This window comes from Sorangium sp. So ce302 (assembly GCF_051530145.1).
GTDB classification, from domain to species: Bacteria; Myxococcota_A; Polyangia; order Polyangiales; family Polyangiaceae; genus Sorangium; species Sorangium cellulosum_B.
On the sequence record NZ_CP150326.1, the window covers coordinates 12,989,195 to 13,005,802 of the forward strand.

The 16,608-nt window shown below is 69.8% G+C and carries 15 protein-coding genes; 6 read left to right on the top strand and 9 right to left on the bottom strand.

Annotated elements, in window-relative coordinates; genetic code table 11:
* Positions 1-40 precede the first annotated feature (40 nt).
* Positions 41-1,051: a UDP-glucuronic acid decarboxylase family protein gene (locus WME73_RS49170; protein WP_437743198.1), complete on the top strand. Its 1,011-nt coding sequence runs from the start codon at positions 41-43 to the stop codon at positions 1,049-1,051.
* Positions 1,052-1,177: 126 nt separating this feature from the next.
* Complete coding sequence (locus WME73_RS49175) at positions 1,178-2,008, top strand: DUF4328 domain-containing protein (protein WP_437743199.1); 831 nt, start codon at positions 1,178-1,180, stop codon at positions 2,006-2,008.
* Positions 2,009-2,050: 42 nt separating this feature from the next.
* On the opposite strand, the gene WME73_RS49180 is transcribed toward WME73_RS49175, so the two are convergent.
* Positions 2,051-2,473, bottom strand: a complete 423-nt coding sequence (locus WME73_RS49180; protein ID WP_437914103.1) for a hypothetical protein — start codon at positions 2,471-2,473, stop codon at positions 2,051-2,053.
* Positions 2,474-2,593: 120 nt separating this feature from the next.
* Here WME73_RS49180 and WME73_RS49185 point away from each other — a divergent pair, with 120 nt between their 5' ends.
* The gene (locus WME73_RS49185) at positions 2,594-3,325 is read left to right on the top strand and encodes a hypothetical protein (RefSeq protein WP_437914104.1); all 732 of its coding nucleotides are present in this window, start codon (positions 2,594-2,596) and stop codon (positions 3,323-3,325) included.
* 97 nt (positions 3,326-3,422) lie between these two features.
* Positions 3,423-4,718 (top strand): tyrosinase family protein, encoded by a 1,296-nt coding sequence (locus WME73_RS49190; protein ID WP_437914105.1) that lies wholly within the window; start codon positions 3,423-3,425, stop codon positions 4,716-4,718.
* Here WME73_RS49190 and WME73_RS49195 read toward each other — a convergent pair.
* The 8 genes from WME73_RS49195 to WME73_RS49230 form a co-directional block, all read right to left on the bottom strand.
* The gene (locus tag WME73_RS49195; protein WP_437914106.1) at positions 4,694-5,752 is read right to left on the bottom strand and encodes an AraC family transcriptional regulator; all 1,059 of its coding nucleotides are present in this window, start codon (positions 5,750-5,752) and stop codon (positions 4,694-4,696) included. The genes WME73_RS49190 and WME73_RS49195 overlap by 25 nt on opposite strands.
* Entirely contained in the window at positions 5,749-6,525 is a 777-nt protein-coding gene (locus WME73_RS49200; RefSeq protein ID WP_437914107.1) for an aspartate/glutamate racemase family protein, read from the bottom strand. The genes WME73_RS49195 and WME73_RS49200 overlap by 4 nt, the downstream gene beginning before the upstream one ends.
* A 22-nt stretch (positions 6,526-6,547) precedes the next feature.
* A complete protein-coding gene (locus WME73_RS49205; protein WP_437743203.1) occupies positions 6,548-7,078 on the bottom strand; it encodes a hypothetical protein in 531 nt (176 codons plus the stop codon).
* Positions 7,079-7,216: 138 nt separating this feature from the next.
* Positions 7,217-7,813: a DUF4291 domain-containing protein gene (locus tag WME73_RS49210; protein ID WP_437914108.1), complete on the bottom strand. Its 597-nt coding sequence runs from the start codon at positions 7,811-7,813 to the stop codon at positions 7,217-7,219.
* Positions 7,814-7,871: 58 nt separating this feature from the next.
* Entirely contained in the window at positions 7,872-8,711 is an 840-nt protein-coding gene (locus WME73_RS49215; RefSeq protein WP_437914109.1) for a GNAT family N-acetyltransferase, read from the bottom strand.
* 131 nt (positions 8,712-8,842) lie between these two features.
* A complete protein-coding gene (locus WME73_RS49220; protein WP_437914110.1) occupies positions 8,843-9,061 on the bottom strand; it encodes a hypothetical protein in 219 nt (72 codons plus the stop codon).
* Positions 9,062-9,410: 349 nt separating this feature from the next.
* On the bottom strand, positions 9,411-10,379 hold the full coding sequence (locus tag WME73_RS49225; protein ID WP_437743207.1) for a tetratricopeptide repeat protein: 969 nt from the start codon (positions 10,377-10,379) through the stop codon (positions 9,411-9,413).
* Positions 10,380-11,025: 646 nt separating this feature from the next.
* Entirely contained in the window at positions 11,026-12,078 is a 1,053-nt protein-coding gene (locus WME73_RS49230; RefSeq protein WP_437914111.1) for a LysR family transcriptional regulator, read from the bottom strand.
* On the opposite strand from WME73_RS49230, the gene WME73_RS49235 reads away from it, so the two are divergent.
* A complete protein-coding gene (locus WME73_RS49235; RefSeq protein ID WP_437743209.1) occupies positions 12,051-13,298 on the top strand; it encodes an MFS transporter in 1,248 nt (415 codons plus the stop codon). The genes WME73_RS49230 and WME73_RS49235 overlap by 28 nt on opposite strands.
* 770 nt (positions 13,299-14,068) lie before the next feature.
* Positions 14,069-16,513, top strand: a complete 2,445-nt coding sequence (locus WME73_RS49240; RefSeq protein WP_437914112.1) for a cellulose binding domain-containing protein — start codon at positions 14,069-14,071, stop codon at positions 16,511-16,513.
* Positions 16,514-16,608: the final 95 nt, after the last annotated feature.

Below are 16,608 nucleotides of genomic sequence, written 5' to 3' on the forward strand. Positions count from 1 at the left end.
GGTTCACGAGGCGCGGTGTTGCGACGACGGAGGTGTTCCGATGGGTGACGCGAACGGGAGGACGGTGGGGAGCGGCATGCGCGTCCTGGTGGCGGGGGGCGCCGGCTTCATCGGCTCGCACCTGTGCGAGCGGCTCCTCGCGGACGGCCACGAGGTCATTGCGCTCGACGATTTCTCGACGGGCTCGCCGGCCAACGTGGCTCACTTGATGCGCAGCAGCCGCTTCTGGCTGGTCGAGCACGACGTGGCCCTGCCGTTCGACTACGAGGTCGACAGGGTCTACCACCTGGCGTCGCCGGCGAGCCCTGCGCGCTGGCGGGGCGATCCGGTGCGCTCCACGATCACGAACGTGATGGGCACGCTGCACGCGCTCCTGTGCGCCGAGCGGCACGGCGCGCGGCTCTTGCTGGCGTCGTCGAGCGACGTGTATGGCGATCCCGACGTCGACCCGCAGCCGGAGAGCTACCTCGGGCGGGTGGACCCGGTCGGGGTGCGCGCCTGTTACGACGAGGGCAAGCGCTGCGCAGAGTCGCTGGTGATGGCCTTTCACCGCCAGGGGCGGGCGTCGGTTCGGATCGCGCGGATCTTCAACACGTACGGGCCGCGGATGGCGATCGACGACGGGCGCGTGGTGAGCAATTTCATCGCCCAGGCGCTCCGGGGAGAGGAGCTGACGGTCTACGGGAATGGGTCGCAGGCGCGGAGCTTCTGTCACGTCGACGACCTGGTGGAGGGGTGTTTGCGGCTGATGGAGCACCCGTCGGAGGTGGGGCCCGTCAACCTGGGGAATCCGGTGGAGGTGACGGTGCTCGAGCTGGCGCAGGAGATCGCGCGGCTCACGGGGAGCGCGAGCCGGATCGCGTACCGCCCGCTGCCGGAGGGCGATCCGATGCGGCGGCGCCCGGCGATCGATCTGGCGCGGCGGGCGCTGGGGTTCGAGCCGCGGGTGCCGCTCCGGAAGGGGCTCTATGCGACGATCCAGAGCTTCCGGCGCGCGCTGGCGGGGCTCGACGAATGCGCGCGGCGAGGGGAGCCGGCGATGGCGAGCTGACGGATTGCCGCCCTGCGATCGCGCTGTCGGGGGCGGAGCGGGCGCCTCGAAGCGCACGATTGCCACGTGTGCTCCTCGGCCACGTCGCTTGCGATGCGGCGTGTTGCGCTGATAGCCTCGCTCGTCGTGAGCGGTTGGGCCGAAGCTCGGGAGGGGTGGAGCCGCGACGTCCGCGTCGTGCGCCGGCGCGCTCGCGTGGCGATTGCCGGGCTGATCGCGATGGGGGCGGTGGCGGCGTTCACGGCGCTGACCGGCGCCTGGCACATTGTGTTGCTCGGCTCGACGGACGTCTCGGCATCGACGTGGCGGCTTGCCAACACGCTCCGTGAGGTCGGGGGGTTGCTCGAGCTGGGGCTCGGGCTCGTTGCTGGCGTGGTGTTCCTGCGCTGGCTCGCCCGGGCGGTCGCGCTGGCGGGTGAGCTCGATCCCGTGCGGGGGTTTTCCTGGACGCCGTCCGAGGCGGTCCTGGGATTCTTCATTCCCGTCGTGAACCTGGTGCAGCCGTACAGGGTGTTGCGCGATCTCCATGACGGCTTTGCCCCGGAGGGCGTGCCCGAGCCTGCGCCGCGCCCTCTCCTCGACGGCGGGGGTGGTTACCGGCGCGTCGAGATGGCGCACGCCCCGCGGGCGGGCGCGGTGCACCATGCCGCGCTCGGCGCGTGGTGGGGGTGTTATGTCGCGAGCCGCGGCCTCGGGTGGCTGGCCTCTACCATGCCGGATCTGACCGTGGCGGAGTTCATCCGGTCCCGGGTTGCGTTCATTGCGTCCGACGCGGCGTCGATCGCTGCTGCGTGGCTCGCGGTGCGGATGATCCGGGCGATCGACAGCCGGGTCGCGGAGCGCCATCGACGGCTGGCGTACGCTTCCGAAGAGGAGCTCGACCAGCTCCTCGTGGAGCGTGATCTCCAGCTGCGGCGGGACATGGCGAAGATCGCCGACTTCGACGATCCCGAGTAGGGCCCGCGCCTCCTGGCCGAGATCTCTCTCGGCGCGGCGGCTTCAGAGCGAGAACTCTGCGCTGGTCCCCGCGGGCGTGAAGACGATCTCCTCCACCAGCGCGTGGAACGAAGGCGGCGTGGCCGCCCCGAGGGCGTTGAACACGGCGAGAGCCGCCGCCGCGCCGACCGCTGCGGGGCTGGTGTCGGTGCTCAGCCCTTCGATCCTGGTCACGGTGACCGGACGTGGGGCGCTGCCGAGAAGGCGGAAGGCGAAGCGAACGCCCGCTGCCGCGCCTCGTTTCAAGTCATCGTATCCCGACGTTGGAGCTTCCTCGACGTGCCCCTGCGCGGTGAACCCCGACCCGCTGCAGCTGAACGACACGGCGGCGATCTCGGTCGGGACGTCGTGGACCGTCAGACGGACCTGCGCGAACGCCGGCCACCCCTTGTACCGCGCAAACCGGGCGACGCCGACCTTGTCCATCGGTCTTCACCAGCGTACCGGGGTTCAGCCGCAAGCGCCAGGAGGCCACCGGGAGCGACGCTGCGGCGCTCGCTGGCACGTTGGGATATACAGTTAACAAAGCGTGCGCGCGGGGGAGCAATGATCGCATTCCGTGTCTCGGTCAATGGAACGAAGGTCTGCACCGCGGGCGTCGGACCGGCCGGCGTTCTGACGATCATCATCACGCGGCGCGCCGGCTCTCCGGAGGCGCTGCTCAGGGACGGCGACGTGTGGATCGGCGGGTTGGCCTCCGACCGGCAAGAGTTTTTGGTGTGGCCTTCCCGCGCGCTCAGGGTCGGGGACGAGATCGGGATCGAGGTCCTCGACGCCGACACGGTCGACCCCCCCTGGAGACGCACGCCGTGCGCCGAGTCGTATCGCGACACGCTGCTCCGCCAGGTCCGTACCGCGCTGGGCGCGTTCGCCGGGCCGATGCTCCGCGATCCACGAGGGCAACTCGCGACAATCTCCCGGAGCGCCCGGGTTCTTCTCTCGAGGACCGCGACCGCGGTGGCGCGCCGCGTTCTCCGTGCGCCTGGCGCGCGCGCAGAACGCGCCCTCCGCGTCGAGCTGAACTCGCGGCGAGTCTGTGTCGCGGGGGTGCCGCGCCGTGGTCATGTGATGGCCTTGATCACCTGGGCCGGACCTACGCGAAGCGGCGTCCCCAGCCATTTCTGGTTCTCGGTCTACGGGCGGGACGCCCGCACGGACGAATGCCTGGACTGGGGCCGTCCGGCGCTGGCCGTCGGCGACCGTATATCCATCCGATTTGCCCGTTCGAGAGAGCACGACGCGCCCACGCGGCGACGTGACCGCCCGCTGGCGCGGTAGGCCAACGCTTTCGTCGCGCTCGGCCAATGTGAGGGCGCGCTCGCGTCTTTATAAAAGCCTCATGAACGACGGAGCTCCCGTCCGAAGGAGGCAGGACATGACACGTGAGTTGCATCGACGAGCGTTCGTGCGTGGGATCATCGCGGCGGCGTCGGCGGCGTGGCTCGGGCTCTCGCTCGGCTGCGGCGCCGACACCCCGGTGGACGCCGGCGACGCGAGCCCGGAAGCCCAGCGGATCGTCCGCAAGAGCGCGTCGGCGATGACCAGCGAAGAGATCGACAGGTTCAAGCGAGCCTACGAGTACGCCGTCGCGAACGGCTTCTTCGACGTCTTCAACGACGAGCACTACGACCACCACCGGCATCGCCACCACGGCGCCGACCTCCAGGCCACCTCGCCGATGACCGTCATGGTCATGGACGAAACGTCGGGATACCGGCTCCTGCCGTGGCACCGCGCCTTCCTCCTCGAGGCGGAGCAGATGCTCCGGGCCGCGCTTCGTCAGCGAGACCAGGAAGAGGGCGTCGACCCGAGCGAAGCCGATCTCCTGTTCATTCCGTACTGGGACGCGGCGCACGATCAGGACCTGCCGCCCTGGGTCCACGGCTTCGAGCCGAGGGGCGGGACGGCCATCGTGCCGCCCGGCCTGCCCAAGGGGCACGCCGGGTACGGCAAGGAGGTGGGCGAGCGCTACGACATCGTCTTTGCGCGCTGGCCGGGCAAGAACCTGGTCTTCGATACGCTGCAGGCGCCCGATCACGTCGAGCGCATCCTTGCCAGGCCCACGTTTGCCGATTTCTACGATGCGCTCGACGTCACCCCCGAGCTCCGCGTCGAGAACTATCCAAAGGCGCTGTCAGCGCTGGAGGTGCTGGAGGTGAAGCTGCCGGACAGCGCGGCCGTGCAGACGCTCGTCGACGCTTTCTCCGGACCCCCGAGCAGCTCGCAGCAGGGCGCGGAGACGACCAACGCCCTCTTCGAGATCGGCTGGATCGGAGCCGTCGAGGCGCAGAGGGCGGCGCCGGACACCGAGCTCGTCGGCGCCGTCAAGGATGTCTATGGCCTCTTCAACTTCATGCCCCACGTCCGGATGCACCTGTGGGCGGGCGGGCTCGATCCTGCGAACGCGGACGTGCGCGGCACCGTGACGTATTTCAACGAGCTGACGGTCGATCCCGTGTTCTGGATGCTCCACGGCGAGCTCGATCGTTATTGGTACACATGGGAGAAGACGCACGCGGACGCGCCGCCGCTCCAGGGCGACGACCGGAGCTTCAACCCGCTCACCGCGAGCGAGGGCGCCTGGTACGGCGGCGGAACGACGTACACGCTCGACGATCTCACCGCGCACGACGCGCTGCCGTACGTTTACGATGTGCTGTTCGACGGGTGACGCGTCGCCGCGCGGGGGAGCTCTCGCGGCGGGCGCCCCGCGCCGCGGCGGTAGGCGGCCGGCGTCACGCCGGTCCAGCGCTTGAAGGCGCGGTGGAACGTGCTCACCTCGGAGAACCCGAGCAGGAACGCGATCTCCGAGATCGCGTCGCGCGACTCGCTCAGGTAGCGCGCGGCGAGATCGGCGCGCAGCCGATCGAGCACGGACGAGAGCGATGTGCCCTCCTCCTTGAGCCGCCGCTGGAGGCTGCGCGGGCTCATGCGCAGTCGCGCCGCGATCGCCGGCAGCGCCGGCTCGCCGTGGGCGAGCTCGGCCGCGATCGCGGCGCGCGCGCGCGCGAGGAAGCTCGCCTCGGCCGGCAGCGCGGCGGCGAGCGAGGCGAGGTGCTGGTCGAGCACCTCGCAGAGCAGGGGCTCGGCGTGCGCCTGGGGCCTCGCGAGGAAAGCGCGCTCGATCACCAGCTCGTCGTGGGCCTCCCCGAAGCGCAGGCCGGCGCCGAAGAGGCGGCGGTGCTCGTCGACGCGCGCGGGCGCGGCGTGGCGAAACCGCGCCGCGCGCGGGGTGAACGCCGGGTCCGCGCCCCGCCTCGCGAGGACGACGAGGTTGCCAAGGAAGAACTCGACGGCGTGGCGTGAGGGCGCCGGGCTGCTCCGGGGCGGCTCGTGGCGGAGGCGGGCGACATCGCCGTCGATCTGGATCTCGAGGGAGGGGCCGATGGCCACGACGCGGAGGTAGCGAGCCGCGCGCGCGTAGGCTTCCCCGAGGGTGGCGCTGCTCCGCACCGCGAACCCGAGCGCCCCGAGGCTGCCCACCGGCAGCCTCTGCGCGAGGCGCAGGCCGAAGCTGTCGTCGCGGACGAGCCGGGCGGCTTCGCTCCAGAGCCGGGCCTCGATCGCCCGCGGAAAGCGCATGTCCGGATCGGCGAGGTCCCCCGGATCGACCCCGGCGGCGGCGAGCAGCTCCGCGGGCGCCACGCCGTCGGCCGCCGCGCCCGCGACGACGGCCTGGAAGACCTTCACGGAGATGTCGCTCATGGCTCTCCGCGGAGCTGGGTGGCATCGAGTTGCGTTCTCGAACGATACCTCGACACGGCAGCCTCCACGCCTGATCTCGAGCTGCTCAGAACGGGGATCCCGAGGTGGCGGACCAGCTCGGCCGCGGGGGCCATCGACGCCTGAGCCAGAAGCACGAGATCGCCCGGGAGCGCCGTCGCCTCGATCGTCCTGGCGATCTCGCCGGCATAACCAGGAGAGTCACCCCTCTCGAAGAGCCGCCATGCTCGCCCGCACAGGACCTCGACGACATCGATCGAGCGACCCGCGTCGGACGCTATCTGACGCAGCAGCGCCCCGGTGGGCTGAAAGGTGCTCTGGAGCGCGGCCACGACGAGGATCCGGCGGCCGCTCGCGACGGCTTGCTCGGCCATCGGGCGATCGATCCGCATCACGAGACAGTCCGAGACGGCGACCGCCTCCGCGACGCCGCCGAGGGTCGAGCAGGTGCACACGATGACCCTCGCGCCCTCGTTCGCGAGCGCCTGAACGACCGTGGCAGTGGCCGAGCGGATGCCGTCCGTGATCCCACCGGCCGCAAGCGCATCCGCAAGGAGGCTCTCCTGAACCTCATGCCGGACCGGAATCGCGTGGTCTACGTCCTGGACAAGACGGCTGAACGTCTCGACGTGGACGTGGGCTGTATGAAGAAATGCGAGCATGTTTCTCGGTGTCCGGAAGGTCCAGGGCTCGCTTGCCCGAGGGACCCGTGTTCGTGGATGAACAGCCAGTACATCCCGCTGCTGGAACGTCACGCCGTCCGGCGTTGGCGGCCCGCTATCCGTTGGCATCGACGAGCTCGCTCCAGAACCGGATCCTGCGCGCTCCTCCGCTGACGGCGTCGACGCGAGGCGGTCGGCGAAACTCGCGGCGCAGGTAGGTCGCGAGATCGTCGCCGTAGTAAATGATGTCGGTCTGGTAGACCGAGAAGACGGGGTTTCCGGCGAGCGCCGGCTCCGCTGGAATGTAGCGGTGGCCCGCGACTGGAATCAGGCGGGGCGCCTCTGCGACCGCGGTCCTAGCGATCTGTAACGCTTCTGGTAGCTCTGAAGGACGAGCGCCCCACGCATCCAACCAGAACACGTTGTGCTCGATGTCGAACGCGATGCCTTCGAAGGGCCAGTCGAGCCGCCGACGAACCTCCGTCGAGTCTGGCTCCCGCCAGTCGGGAAAGCGCTCGCCCACCGGGAGCCCTTCCGAGAGAAAGGAGCACAGATCAGGCGGAAACCTGGCGCCGATGACGGACTCGGCTCGGTCGATCTCGGGTTCCGTCAGACCGGGGGCAATCGTGACACCCGCGTCGATCAAGATCTGGTGCTCCGCTCGCCAATCCATCCGGCTCTCCCGTTCGCTCGATGATCCAGTTCATCCATGGCGCGTGCGCAGGCCTGGTTCGCTTGGCATAGCACGCGTCGGCTGCGTTGCCTTGCTCGGCGGCGTGTGTCGTCATGGGTCGATGAGCAGCCGCTTGGCAATTCTCTCGTCAACGGCGTAGGGCCTCTCACGCGGCAGCGACTTCGCCGCGCTGTCCGCGTGGCCGGCCTGAATCTGCTGGTACATCTTCCGGACCAGGGGAGTTCGATCCTCGATGGCGACGACCCAGCTCTCTGCGTACTCGCGAATGAGATCGCGGCCGACGCCGACCTGGATGCTGTAGCAAGGCAGCGGGCCGCCTCGCAGGTTCCGCTCGGTATCCCATTGAATGTGGACCTTGGCTTCGGCAAACGCCTTGCTCCACTCGTCCGGCGAGCGAAACACCGTCGCTTCCGGCGAGGTGAGGACGGCGAGGGAGAGCGCCTGCTCCCAGCCTGTCCGCCGGATGCGGACGGCGAGGATCCGCTCCTGCCCGGCCTTGCGCCCCCAGTTGCTGCGGTGCATGAGCCAGAGAAAGGACGGCTTGATCCATGTCATGCGACCGAACGAGAACGGGGCGACGAAGCGCTGGGCAGCGAGCGCCGGCTCGGCGATGGCCGGCGCGTAGGCCTGGTACATGACGATGGTTTCCGCGTCGTAGTCCGCTCGGATCTCGTGAAGCTTCGGCATGCGGTCCACTCTTCGCGATCGGTAGGATCTGACGGGAGGCTACCCCCGAAGACGGCGCTCAGGCGAAGGACTTGATGAGCGTCGCCTGCGAGTAGATGGCCACGAGGCCCGCGCGCTCCAGGTTACGCTGCGAGGTGCTCCCTGCCTCGGCCACCGAGTAGGCGAGGTCGCACCCCGCGTCGCGGGCGTACGGGAGGCGGGCGTCGATGAGGGCGCGCTGCACGCCCCGGCCGCGGTGGGCCGCGAGCGTGCCGCCCGCGAACAGGAGGGCGACTCGCTCGTGCACGTAGACCGCGCCGACGCCGGCGACGGCGCCGGCGGTTGACGATGCCAGGAAGTACGCCGCCCCCGGCACGTGGAAGCCCGCCTCGAAGATGTCGGCCCGATCGGACGGAGGCTCACCCGGTGCGGCGAAGGCGGAGAGCGAGGCCGCGACCCACGCCGAGGCCTCCTCGCGCTCGGCGCGCCGCACGACCACGCCGCCGTGCGCGGCCGGCTCAGGCGCGTGGACGTCGACGGCGGGGGCGAGGTGGCGCACGAGCACGGTGTCGAGCGAGTCCAGGCGGAAGCCACGCTCCCCGAGCCGTGCGAGCAGCGAAGGGTGGGCAAAGGGAGAGACCAGGATGCGCGCGGCGGTGCCTCGCGAGGCGAAGAAGTCCTCGAGGGCCTCGACGTCGCGCGCCTCGACCGGGCCGCTCAACCCGAGGCCGACCGCGCGCGAGAGCCGGGCGTGCGGGGCGACGAACGCGGCGCGACCGCCGGCGATGGAGGCGACGGCGGCGCGCCGGGCCGGGACCCGCGCGGCGACCTCGCGCGCAAGCGCCTCGATTTTCGCGGCCTCGGTGGCCTCGAGCCGGGCGGACAGGGCCTGATCGACGAAGACGGGTCGGGGCGTCATGCGGGAAGGATAGCGCCGGAGACGGCGGCGCGGACGCTCACTGCGGCCCGGCGGTTCGGCGGCATCGTGCTGGTTCGCCCGAACAGGACCTCGACGACCTCGATCGAGCGCTCCGCGTCAGAGGTGTACGGTCAGCGCTCTGGATGCGTGCGCTGTGCCCAGTTGACCGCGTATGCCTGGGCATCCTCCACGTTCAAAGGCACAGCAGTCCAGGCGCCGACGGCATCACCAACCTCGAACGCTAGCTGGTCTTCAGCGTTCTCCCGGCATTCGTGCCATGTGTCGCCAGCGAAGACGCCGTCCCGTGTGAAGCGGTAGAGGAGCGCTGGTCCGTCGTCGAGGACCTCCATCAAGACGACTTCAGCCGGTGGCATGAGGTGGCCTGCGCCTCCGAGCGTGCCCATGGCGTGGCAAGTGCCAGGCTCACCCCGCAGGGGACCAACGTGCGCTACAAGGCGAAGCTTGGACATAGAGCGAACCTCTCGGAGGCGCGGAACATCCTAGAACACCCACGACGCTCCAGCTACCCACGTTCTGGATTCCTCCCTGACGGTTCGGTCGTGTGAGGCGGTACTCGGGTTGTTGTCGTAGGTCAGATCGAGTGTCGCCGGGGAGGACGGGTGTCAACCCCGGCTGGTCCCGCCCGCATCCTCTCCGCGGCTGGATCACCGCCGGGCTTTCGCGTCACGGATGAGCTGTTCACCGCTTTCGGCCTTCTGCTTCTGCGAGGGAGCGCGGTCGCTGGCGGCGACCCGTGACGACGTCGTCGATCAGCTTCAGCAGGTCACGCGTGATGGCGTCGGTGGGATCGAGCGACAGTGCGGAGGTCGCTTTGGCGAGCGCGCCCTCGACGTCTCCTGTCAGCAGGAGGATCAGGGCGAGGTTGCAGTGCAGTCCGGCATCATCGGGCCGAAGCTCGATCGCGCGTCGGGCGACCGGCAGGGCGTCGTGCGCGCGATCGAGCTCCAGGTAGACGGCGCCGAGCTCGCGACATCCGTCCGGCTGCTCGGGATCGATCGCGTGCGCGCGCTGAAAGGCGGCAAGCGTGGCGTCCATATCGCCCAATCGCATCTCGACCTTCCCGAGAAACCAGAGCGTCGGAAACGTGCTTTTTCGCTCGACCGCCTGCCGGAGCAGCGCCCGGGCTCGCTCCAGAGCGTCTCGATCCGCCGTTGTCAGGGGTTTTGATGGCGGTTCGAGCACGAGGCATCGACTCATCTCGGCAGCCCGGGAGAAGAGCGCCTTTCCGTCGCGGAGATCGGTCGCGAGCGTCTCCGCTTCGGTGCGGACCGACGCTGGAAGCGCCGCGTCGCACAGGAGCCCGTCCAGCACCTCGAACGCGTCGCGCTCCTTGCCGTTGAGAGCGAGGGTCCGCGCCAGAGGAACGCGCACTCCTGCGAGCTTGCGGTCGGGGTCGGCAAGCACCGCGCGCCGAAACCAGGTTTCGGCCTCAGACCGATGGCGTTCCTTTGCTTCCGGACCTGTAGCCGCCTCGGCGCGCGCGGACGAGAGTTGACCCAGCTCTGCGTAGCCTGGCGCGCAGCCTGGCCATGAGCCGATGATTCGCCGGAGCCAGAACTCCGCGTCGTCGAACTGCCCGTTCGACGCGTGGGCTGCCGCCTCTCGCCCATACTGGACTGACTCTTCGGCGCTGAGGAACCGCGGCATCGCCGACCACCCGCACCCTCGGCACATCCACCCATCGATAGCCAGCGGGTACTTTCGCCAGATCTCGGCCTGAGCACCACGACCCGCGGTCGTGAACACCACCTGACGGAGCGGCCTGTCGCACCGCTCGCATGCCGCTATCTCCCTGCGGCCTGGCTCTCTCGGCTCCTGCGGAAACGCCTTCGCACGATGGAGATTTCGCAGGATAACTCGGTCCTCCTCGAACGCGACGTCTCCCGTGCTCGTGTAAATGCCGAAAGCGGCAAGAACGCGACTCCAGAGTGAGATCAATGAGGGCATAAAGGAGTGTCTCGACGACAGGGCTCGACGGGGACGAAGGAGAGGACGTGGTGGACCTGTTACCTCTGCCCGTGCGGCACGGCAAGATCGCATCCGTGCTCGTCGGCCGAGCGTCGCGATCGAGCGTGGCGCATGGCCTATCTCCGGCTTCCCGCGTGTCTTCTACTTCGTTCGGGTCAGTTTCATCGGCTTGTTCGGCGGTGTCAGGTGAATACACCGGTGGTGACTTTTGCTCGGAGGCCATGGCCAACCCGTCGCTCCAAGGTCGCCGCGTGCAGAGACCCGCGACTGATCGACGCGCGAGGGCAGCCTGCTCGACGCTCGGGCCTGGGCACGCACCGATCGATCAGCCGCGCCGCGCCGCCGCGCCGTCGACCACCGCCGGCACGGACTCCCGCATCACCTCGATGAAGCGACGCAGCCGGGCCGGATAGAAGCGGGCATGAGGATACACCAGGTGGACCGGCAGCGGATCCGCCTGCCACGACGGCGCGAGGTGCAGCAGCCGCCGCTGCGCCAGGTCGTCAGTCAACAGCCAGGACGAGGCCACGCAGACGCCCAGCCCCATCAGCGCGGCGCTGCGCAGGGCATACAGGCTGTCGGTGCTCATGCGCGGGCGGATCGCGAGCTCGACCCGCTCGCCGCCCGACGCGTGGGTCAGCGTGATCGTGTCGCGGTAGTAGGTGCGCAAGGCCAGCCAGGGCATGTCGGCCAGGTCCGATGGATGAGCCGGCCGCGCGGCCCGGCCCAGCACCGAGGGCGCGGCGGCCACGATGCGCGGCACCTCGGTCAGGCGGATCGCCACCACGGCCGGATCGGCGACCGCGCCGACCAGGATCGCGCAGTCGATGCCGTCGGCGATGAAGTTCGGCTGCCTGTCGTGCAGCAGCCACTCGACCGAGACGCGCGGGTAGCGGCGCAGGTAGTCGGCCAGCGGCTTGACCAGCTGGTGCTGGCCGAACGCGTGCGGCACGACCACGCGGAGCGTCCCGTCGGGCTGGTCGCGGTCGCCTCGCATGTCCGACGCGAACGCCTCCAGGCTGGCCAGCAGCGCCTTGGCGCGCTCGAAGCACCGTTCGCCGTCCTCGGTCAGCTTCATCGTGTGCGTGGAGCGCTGCAGCAACGGCAGGCCCAGCGAGCGCTCCAGCGCCTGCAAGCGCCGGCTCACGGTGGGCTGCGTCGTCCCCAGCAGGGTGGCCGCCGCCGACAGGCTGCCGGCCTCGACGATCTTCACGAAGGTGTGCAGCAAGCCGATGTCGTCCAGCGACGAGGGCGAAGGAGGTGCCGGCCTGGTCATACGCCGAAGGTATAACCATCGTGCGCTCCATGCCACTACAGCGCTGGAGCGATGCTTCCCAACCTCGGTGTACCATGCACGCCATTCCGTTGACGCATACACCCCCCGCCACCCAGCCGCTGCCCGCCGCGTCCGCGCCGCCCCTGCCCGCCGCCCTGGTGCTGCTGCTGGCCACCGGCGCGGGCCTGGCCGTCGCCTCGATCTACTACAGCCAGCCCATGCTCGGCGTGCTGGGGGCCGAGATCGGCGCCTCCGACCGCGCGCTCGGCCTCGTGCCCACGCTCACGCAGCTGGGCTATGCGCTGGGCATCCTGCTGCTCGCGCCGCTCGGCGACCGCTACGACCGGCGGCGCATCATCCTGGCCAAGGCTGCCCTGCTGGCGGCGGCGCTCCTGCTCGGCGGCGCCGCGCACGCGATCGGCACGCTGCTGGTCGCCAGCCTGGTCACCGGCCTGGCCGCGACCTTGGCGCAGGACATCGTGCCCGCCGCCGCGACGCTGGCTCCGGAGGCGCATCGGGGCAAGGTGGTCGGCACCGTGATGACCGGCCTCTTGCTGGGCATCCTGCTGTCCCGCGTGATCAGCGGCTTCGTGGCGGAGAATTTCGGCTGGCGCGCGGTGTTCGTCGCCGCCGCGGCCAGCATCGCCCTGCTCGGCGCGGCGATGTGGCGCAGCCTGCCGCGCTTCGAGCCGACCACGCAGCTGAGCTACGCCGCGCTGCTCGGCTCCCTGGCCGAGCTGTGGAAGCGCCACGGCGCCCTGCGCCGCGCGACGCTGGCCCAGGGGCTGCTGTCGGTGGGCTTCAGCGCGTTCTGGTCCACGCTCGCCGTGATGCTGCACGGCGCGCCGTTCCACCTCGGCAGCGCGGTGGCGGGCGCCTTCGGCCTGGCCGGGGCGGCCGGCGCGGTGGCGGCGCCCCTGGCCGGCCGCATCGCCGACCGCAGCGGGCCCGAACGGGTGACGCGCATGGGCGCCGCCCTTTCGTTCGTAGCCTTCGCCGCCATGGCGCTGTCACCCATGCTGTCGGCGCATGGACGGCTGTGGCTGCTCGGCGCCAGCGCCGTCGCCTTCGACCTCGGCATCCAGGCCGCGCTGGTGGCGCATCAGACCATCGTTTATGGCATCGAGCCCGGCGCGCGCAGCCGCGTCAATGCCGTGCTCGTCGTCGGCATGTTCGTCGGTATGGCCTCCGGCGCCGCGCTGGGCAGCGTGCTCTTCGCCCGGTGGGGCTGGCTGGCGGTGACGGCCCTCGCCTCGTCGGCGGCGGCCAGCGCGCTCCTCGTCCGACTCTGGCCCGCGACGCGCCCGTCTCCGAGCGCGTGACGGCTCACCTGAGCCGGCGGCCATGATGTCGATCACGGACCGGGGCTCACGAGTTGACGTCCCCGATCAGGGGTTCTGCCATCCGGCCGAGATCAAGTTCGTGTTCAGCAAGCGGGGCAGCTCCTGCCGCAGCCGCTGACCGAGGACGAACTCGCGCTGTCACAGGCGATCATGGGGTACCGGTCCAGCCATGTCGCCCTGACCCCGCGCCGCGGGAACGGGGCCGCGCGGCTTCATGCGCCCGGACGCAATGAACTTCATGCTTTTTTACATTACTTCACACGATAGTTTTCGAAATTAAACCACGAAATCGCTCCTTGCGCGTGGAGCCATGTCGCCGATGGTGGGTGGTACGCCAGGCGCATGAGGAACCGTGCTGAAGTCCGGAAGAACCCTACTGGCGCAGGCATCGAAAACCGACTATGCAATGCGCCATCATCGGCGGTCCGGCGATGGGAGAAATGATTTTGCACTGCTGAGCTTGACAGGGCTCCTTTGTTTGCCAATAGCGTTCGTCACACCGAGAGCGACCGAACGCCGCGCCGGTACGAGCGCGCGGCGTGCGTCGTGCAGGTGTGGGCCCCGGCATCACCGCCGAATCACGGCATCGCGCATGCGCATCGGGTCATCCCCAGCGCTTGCCAGGCCATGAATCCGGACGCTAGATCGGTTCGAGTGTCAGCAGATCGTCGTGACGCACGGGGTGGTTCGTCGCCCTGCCGAACGAGGCGCGACGATCGGACGCTTCATCACCAACTTGGGTAAGAACCATGCACAACTTCAGCTTCCAGAGCAGATGGAACACGTGGATGGCCGCTGCAGCGCTGGCGCTGCTGCCGGCATGCAGCGACGGCTCGGCGGAGCCGGTCGGCACATCGCAGGCCGCGCTGCAGGGCGCGAACGGGATCAGCGCGGATCGCGTGATGGATTCGCAGTGGGCTCAGGGGTACTGCGCGCACATCGTCGTGAGCAACCAGCACCCGAGCGCCACGACGGGGACGTGGAGCGTCGCGCTCGACGTCGGCCCGGGCGCCATCTTCTCGTCCTGGGATGGCACGTTCAGCGGGAGCACGGGTCAGATCACGGTCACGCCTCAAGGCAGCAATGCGGCGATCCCCCCGTCGGAGAGCCGCCATTTCGGGTTCTGCGCCAGCATCCCGAGCCAGGGGATCGAGCCGGTCGTGCTGTCGGTCAGCAGCGACCTGCCGCCGATGGGCAGCGGCGTGGCGATCGCGGAGTACAAGCTCCCGGCCGCGATCGACGCGATGGTCAGCCCTGACTACGCGACCGAGCTCTGGGCGTCCTTCTACCGCCCGGCGAGCCTCGAGGCCGGCAGGCAGTATCCGCTGCTCGTGTTCATGCACGGGAACCACCCGACGTGTGGCACGGGCGTGAATCCTCGTACGGACAACAACAACCAGTATGCCACGACGGGGACGTGCCCGGCGAACTACGTCGTCGTCCCCAACCATCGCGGCTATGACTACATGGCCGAGGACCTCGCCGCGCGCGGCTACTTCGTGGTGTCCATCAACACGAACCGGGGTATCCATGCCGCATCGGGCTCGCCCAGCGACGAGTTCGTCATCGGGCCGCGCGGACGCCTGCTGCTCCGCCACCTGGAGCGGCTGAGCCGCTGGGACAGCGGCGCCGAGCCGACGCCCCCGGAGCTCGGCGTGGATCTGCTCGATCGCATCGATTTCGACCAGGTGGGCCTGCTGGGGCACTCGCGCGGCGGCGAGGCCGTGCGGTTCGCCTACAACGAGTACCGCCGGAGCGGCAGCCCCTGGCCTGCGCTGATAGACAGCCCGGTGGGCATCCGCGGGATCTTCGAGATCGGTCCGACCGATCAGGGCCAGAACGGCCAGCGCCTGAACGCTGACCAGACGGCCTGGAACGTGATCCTGCCGGCCTGCGACTGGGACCTGAGCGATCTGCCCGGGATGCGCCCGTTCGATCGCATGATGAGCATCGCCGAGCCGGAGCCCCTCTCCAAGTCCTTCTATCATGTGTGGGGCGCCAATCACAATTACTACAACAGCGAGTGGCAGATCGCGGACGGGAACAGCGGCGGGATCCAGGGCTGCATCGACCATGAGGAGCTCTTCGATCCGCTGGAGTACGGCTCGCCGGCGCAGCGCGAGACGGGTCGCCTGGCGGCCGTTCAGTTCTTCACCGCCAACGTGGGCGCGGATCGCGACGAGGCCGCGAACGCCCTGTTCGACCCCGCCTTCCCCTTTCCGGACGTCCCGTACCGCGTCCGCCGCGGCTACCATCCGGGCGGAGACGCCGCCGACAGCCTGCTGCTCGAGGATTTCATCAATCCGACCGGCACGAGCTCGTACGGCCTGCCGAACACCACCGGCGGCACCCTCTCGGTGGAGCACACGGCCCTGAGCGGGCACGACCCTTCGCTCTCGGGCGCCTGGATCCACGACGTGGCCGCGGGCAGCGCGACGTTCTTCCAGTCGAACTGGTCCGCCGCCGGCACGGGCTTCGATCTCACGGGGTACGACACCCTCGATCTTCGCGCCGACCGCGGCTGGGGCTCCGACCCGACCGAGGCATCGTTCCTTGTGGAGCTCGTGAACGCCGACGATACCCGGTCGAGCGCCGTCGCCATCGATGAGTTCCTGGAGCTCGGTCCACCGCCGCGCGCCGGCACCACGCTGCCGACCGCGCGCATTCCGCTGTCCTCGTTCAGCGGCGCCACGCTCGCGTCGGTGCGCGGGGTTCGTCTGACCTTCACCACCCCGCTCAACGGAAACAGCCTGTACCTGGCGAACATCCGCGCCACCCGTGCCACCACCGAGGCCCTGGCGGCTTCGGGGCAGCTCGCCTCCGTCACGTCGAGCGCGGCGCCGCCCAGCGCCCGTGCGCGCGCCGCCGGCGCGACCCTCCCCGAGCAGCGGCGGATCACGGCGGGCAATGCCATCCAGAGCGTGAGGCGCAGCGGGTCCGACGCCGTCGAGCTCACGCTCACCAGCGCCGAGTTCTTCGACCTCCGCGCCACCAACCTGGTGCTCACCGTCGGCGCCGAGCGAAGCACCGCGGCTCGCCATCCGAACGGCGATCTCCACACCGTTCAATTCCTGCTCCCGCGCGCCGCCTTCGACCGCCTCGGCGCGCAGGAGCCGGTGAGGGTCGACTACGGTCCTGGCTCCTCCGTGGCCTGGGACTTCGGGCACCTCGACAAGACAGCGCTCGCTCGGTGAGCCGACGACGGCGCGCCCTGGCCTGCATCGAGGACCAGCCGGGGCGCGCCGCCTGCCTCGCAGCGAGAAGCCGTCGGCGCCGCATTCGATCGAGA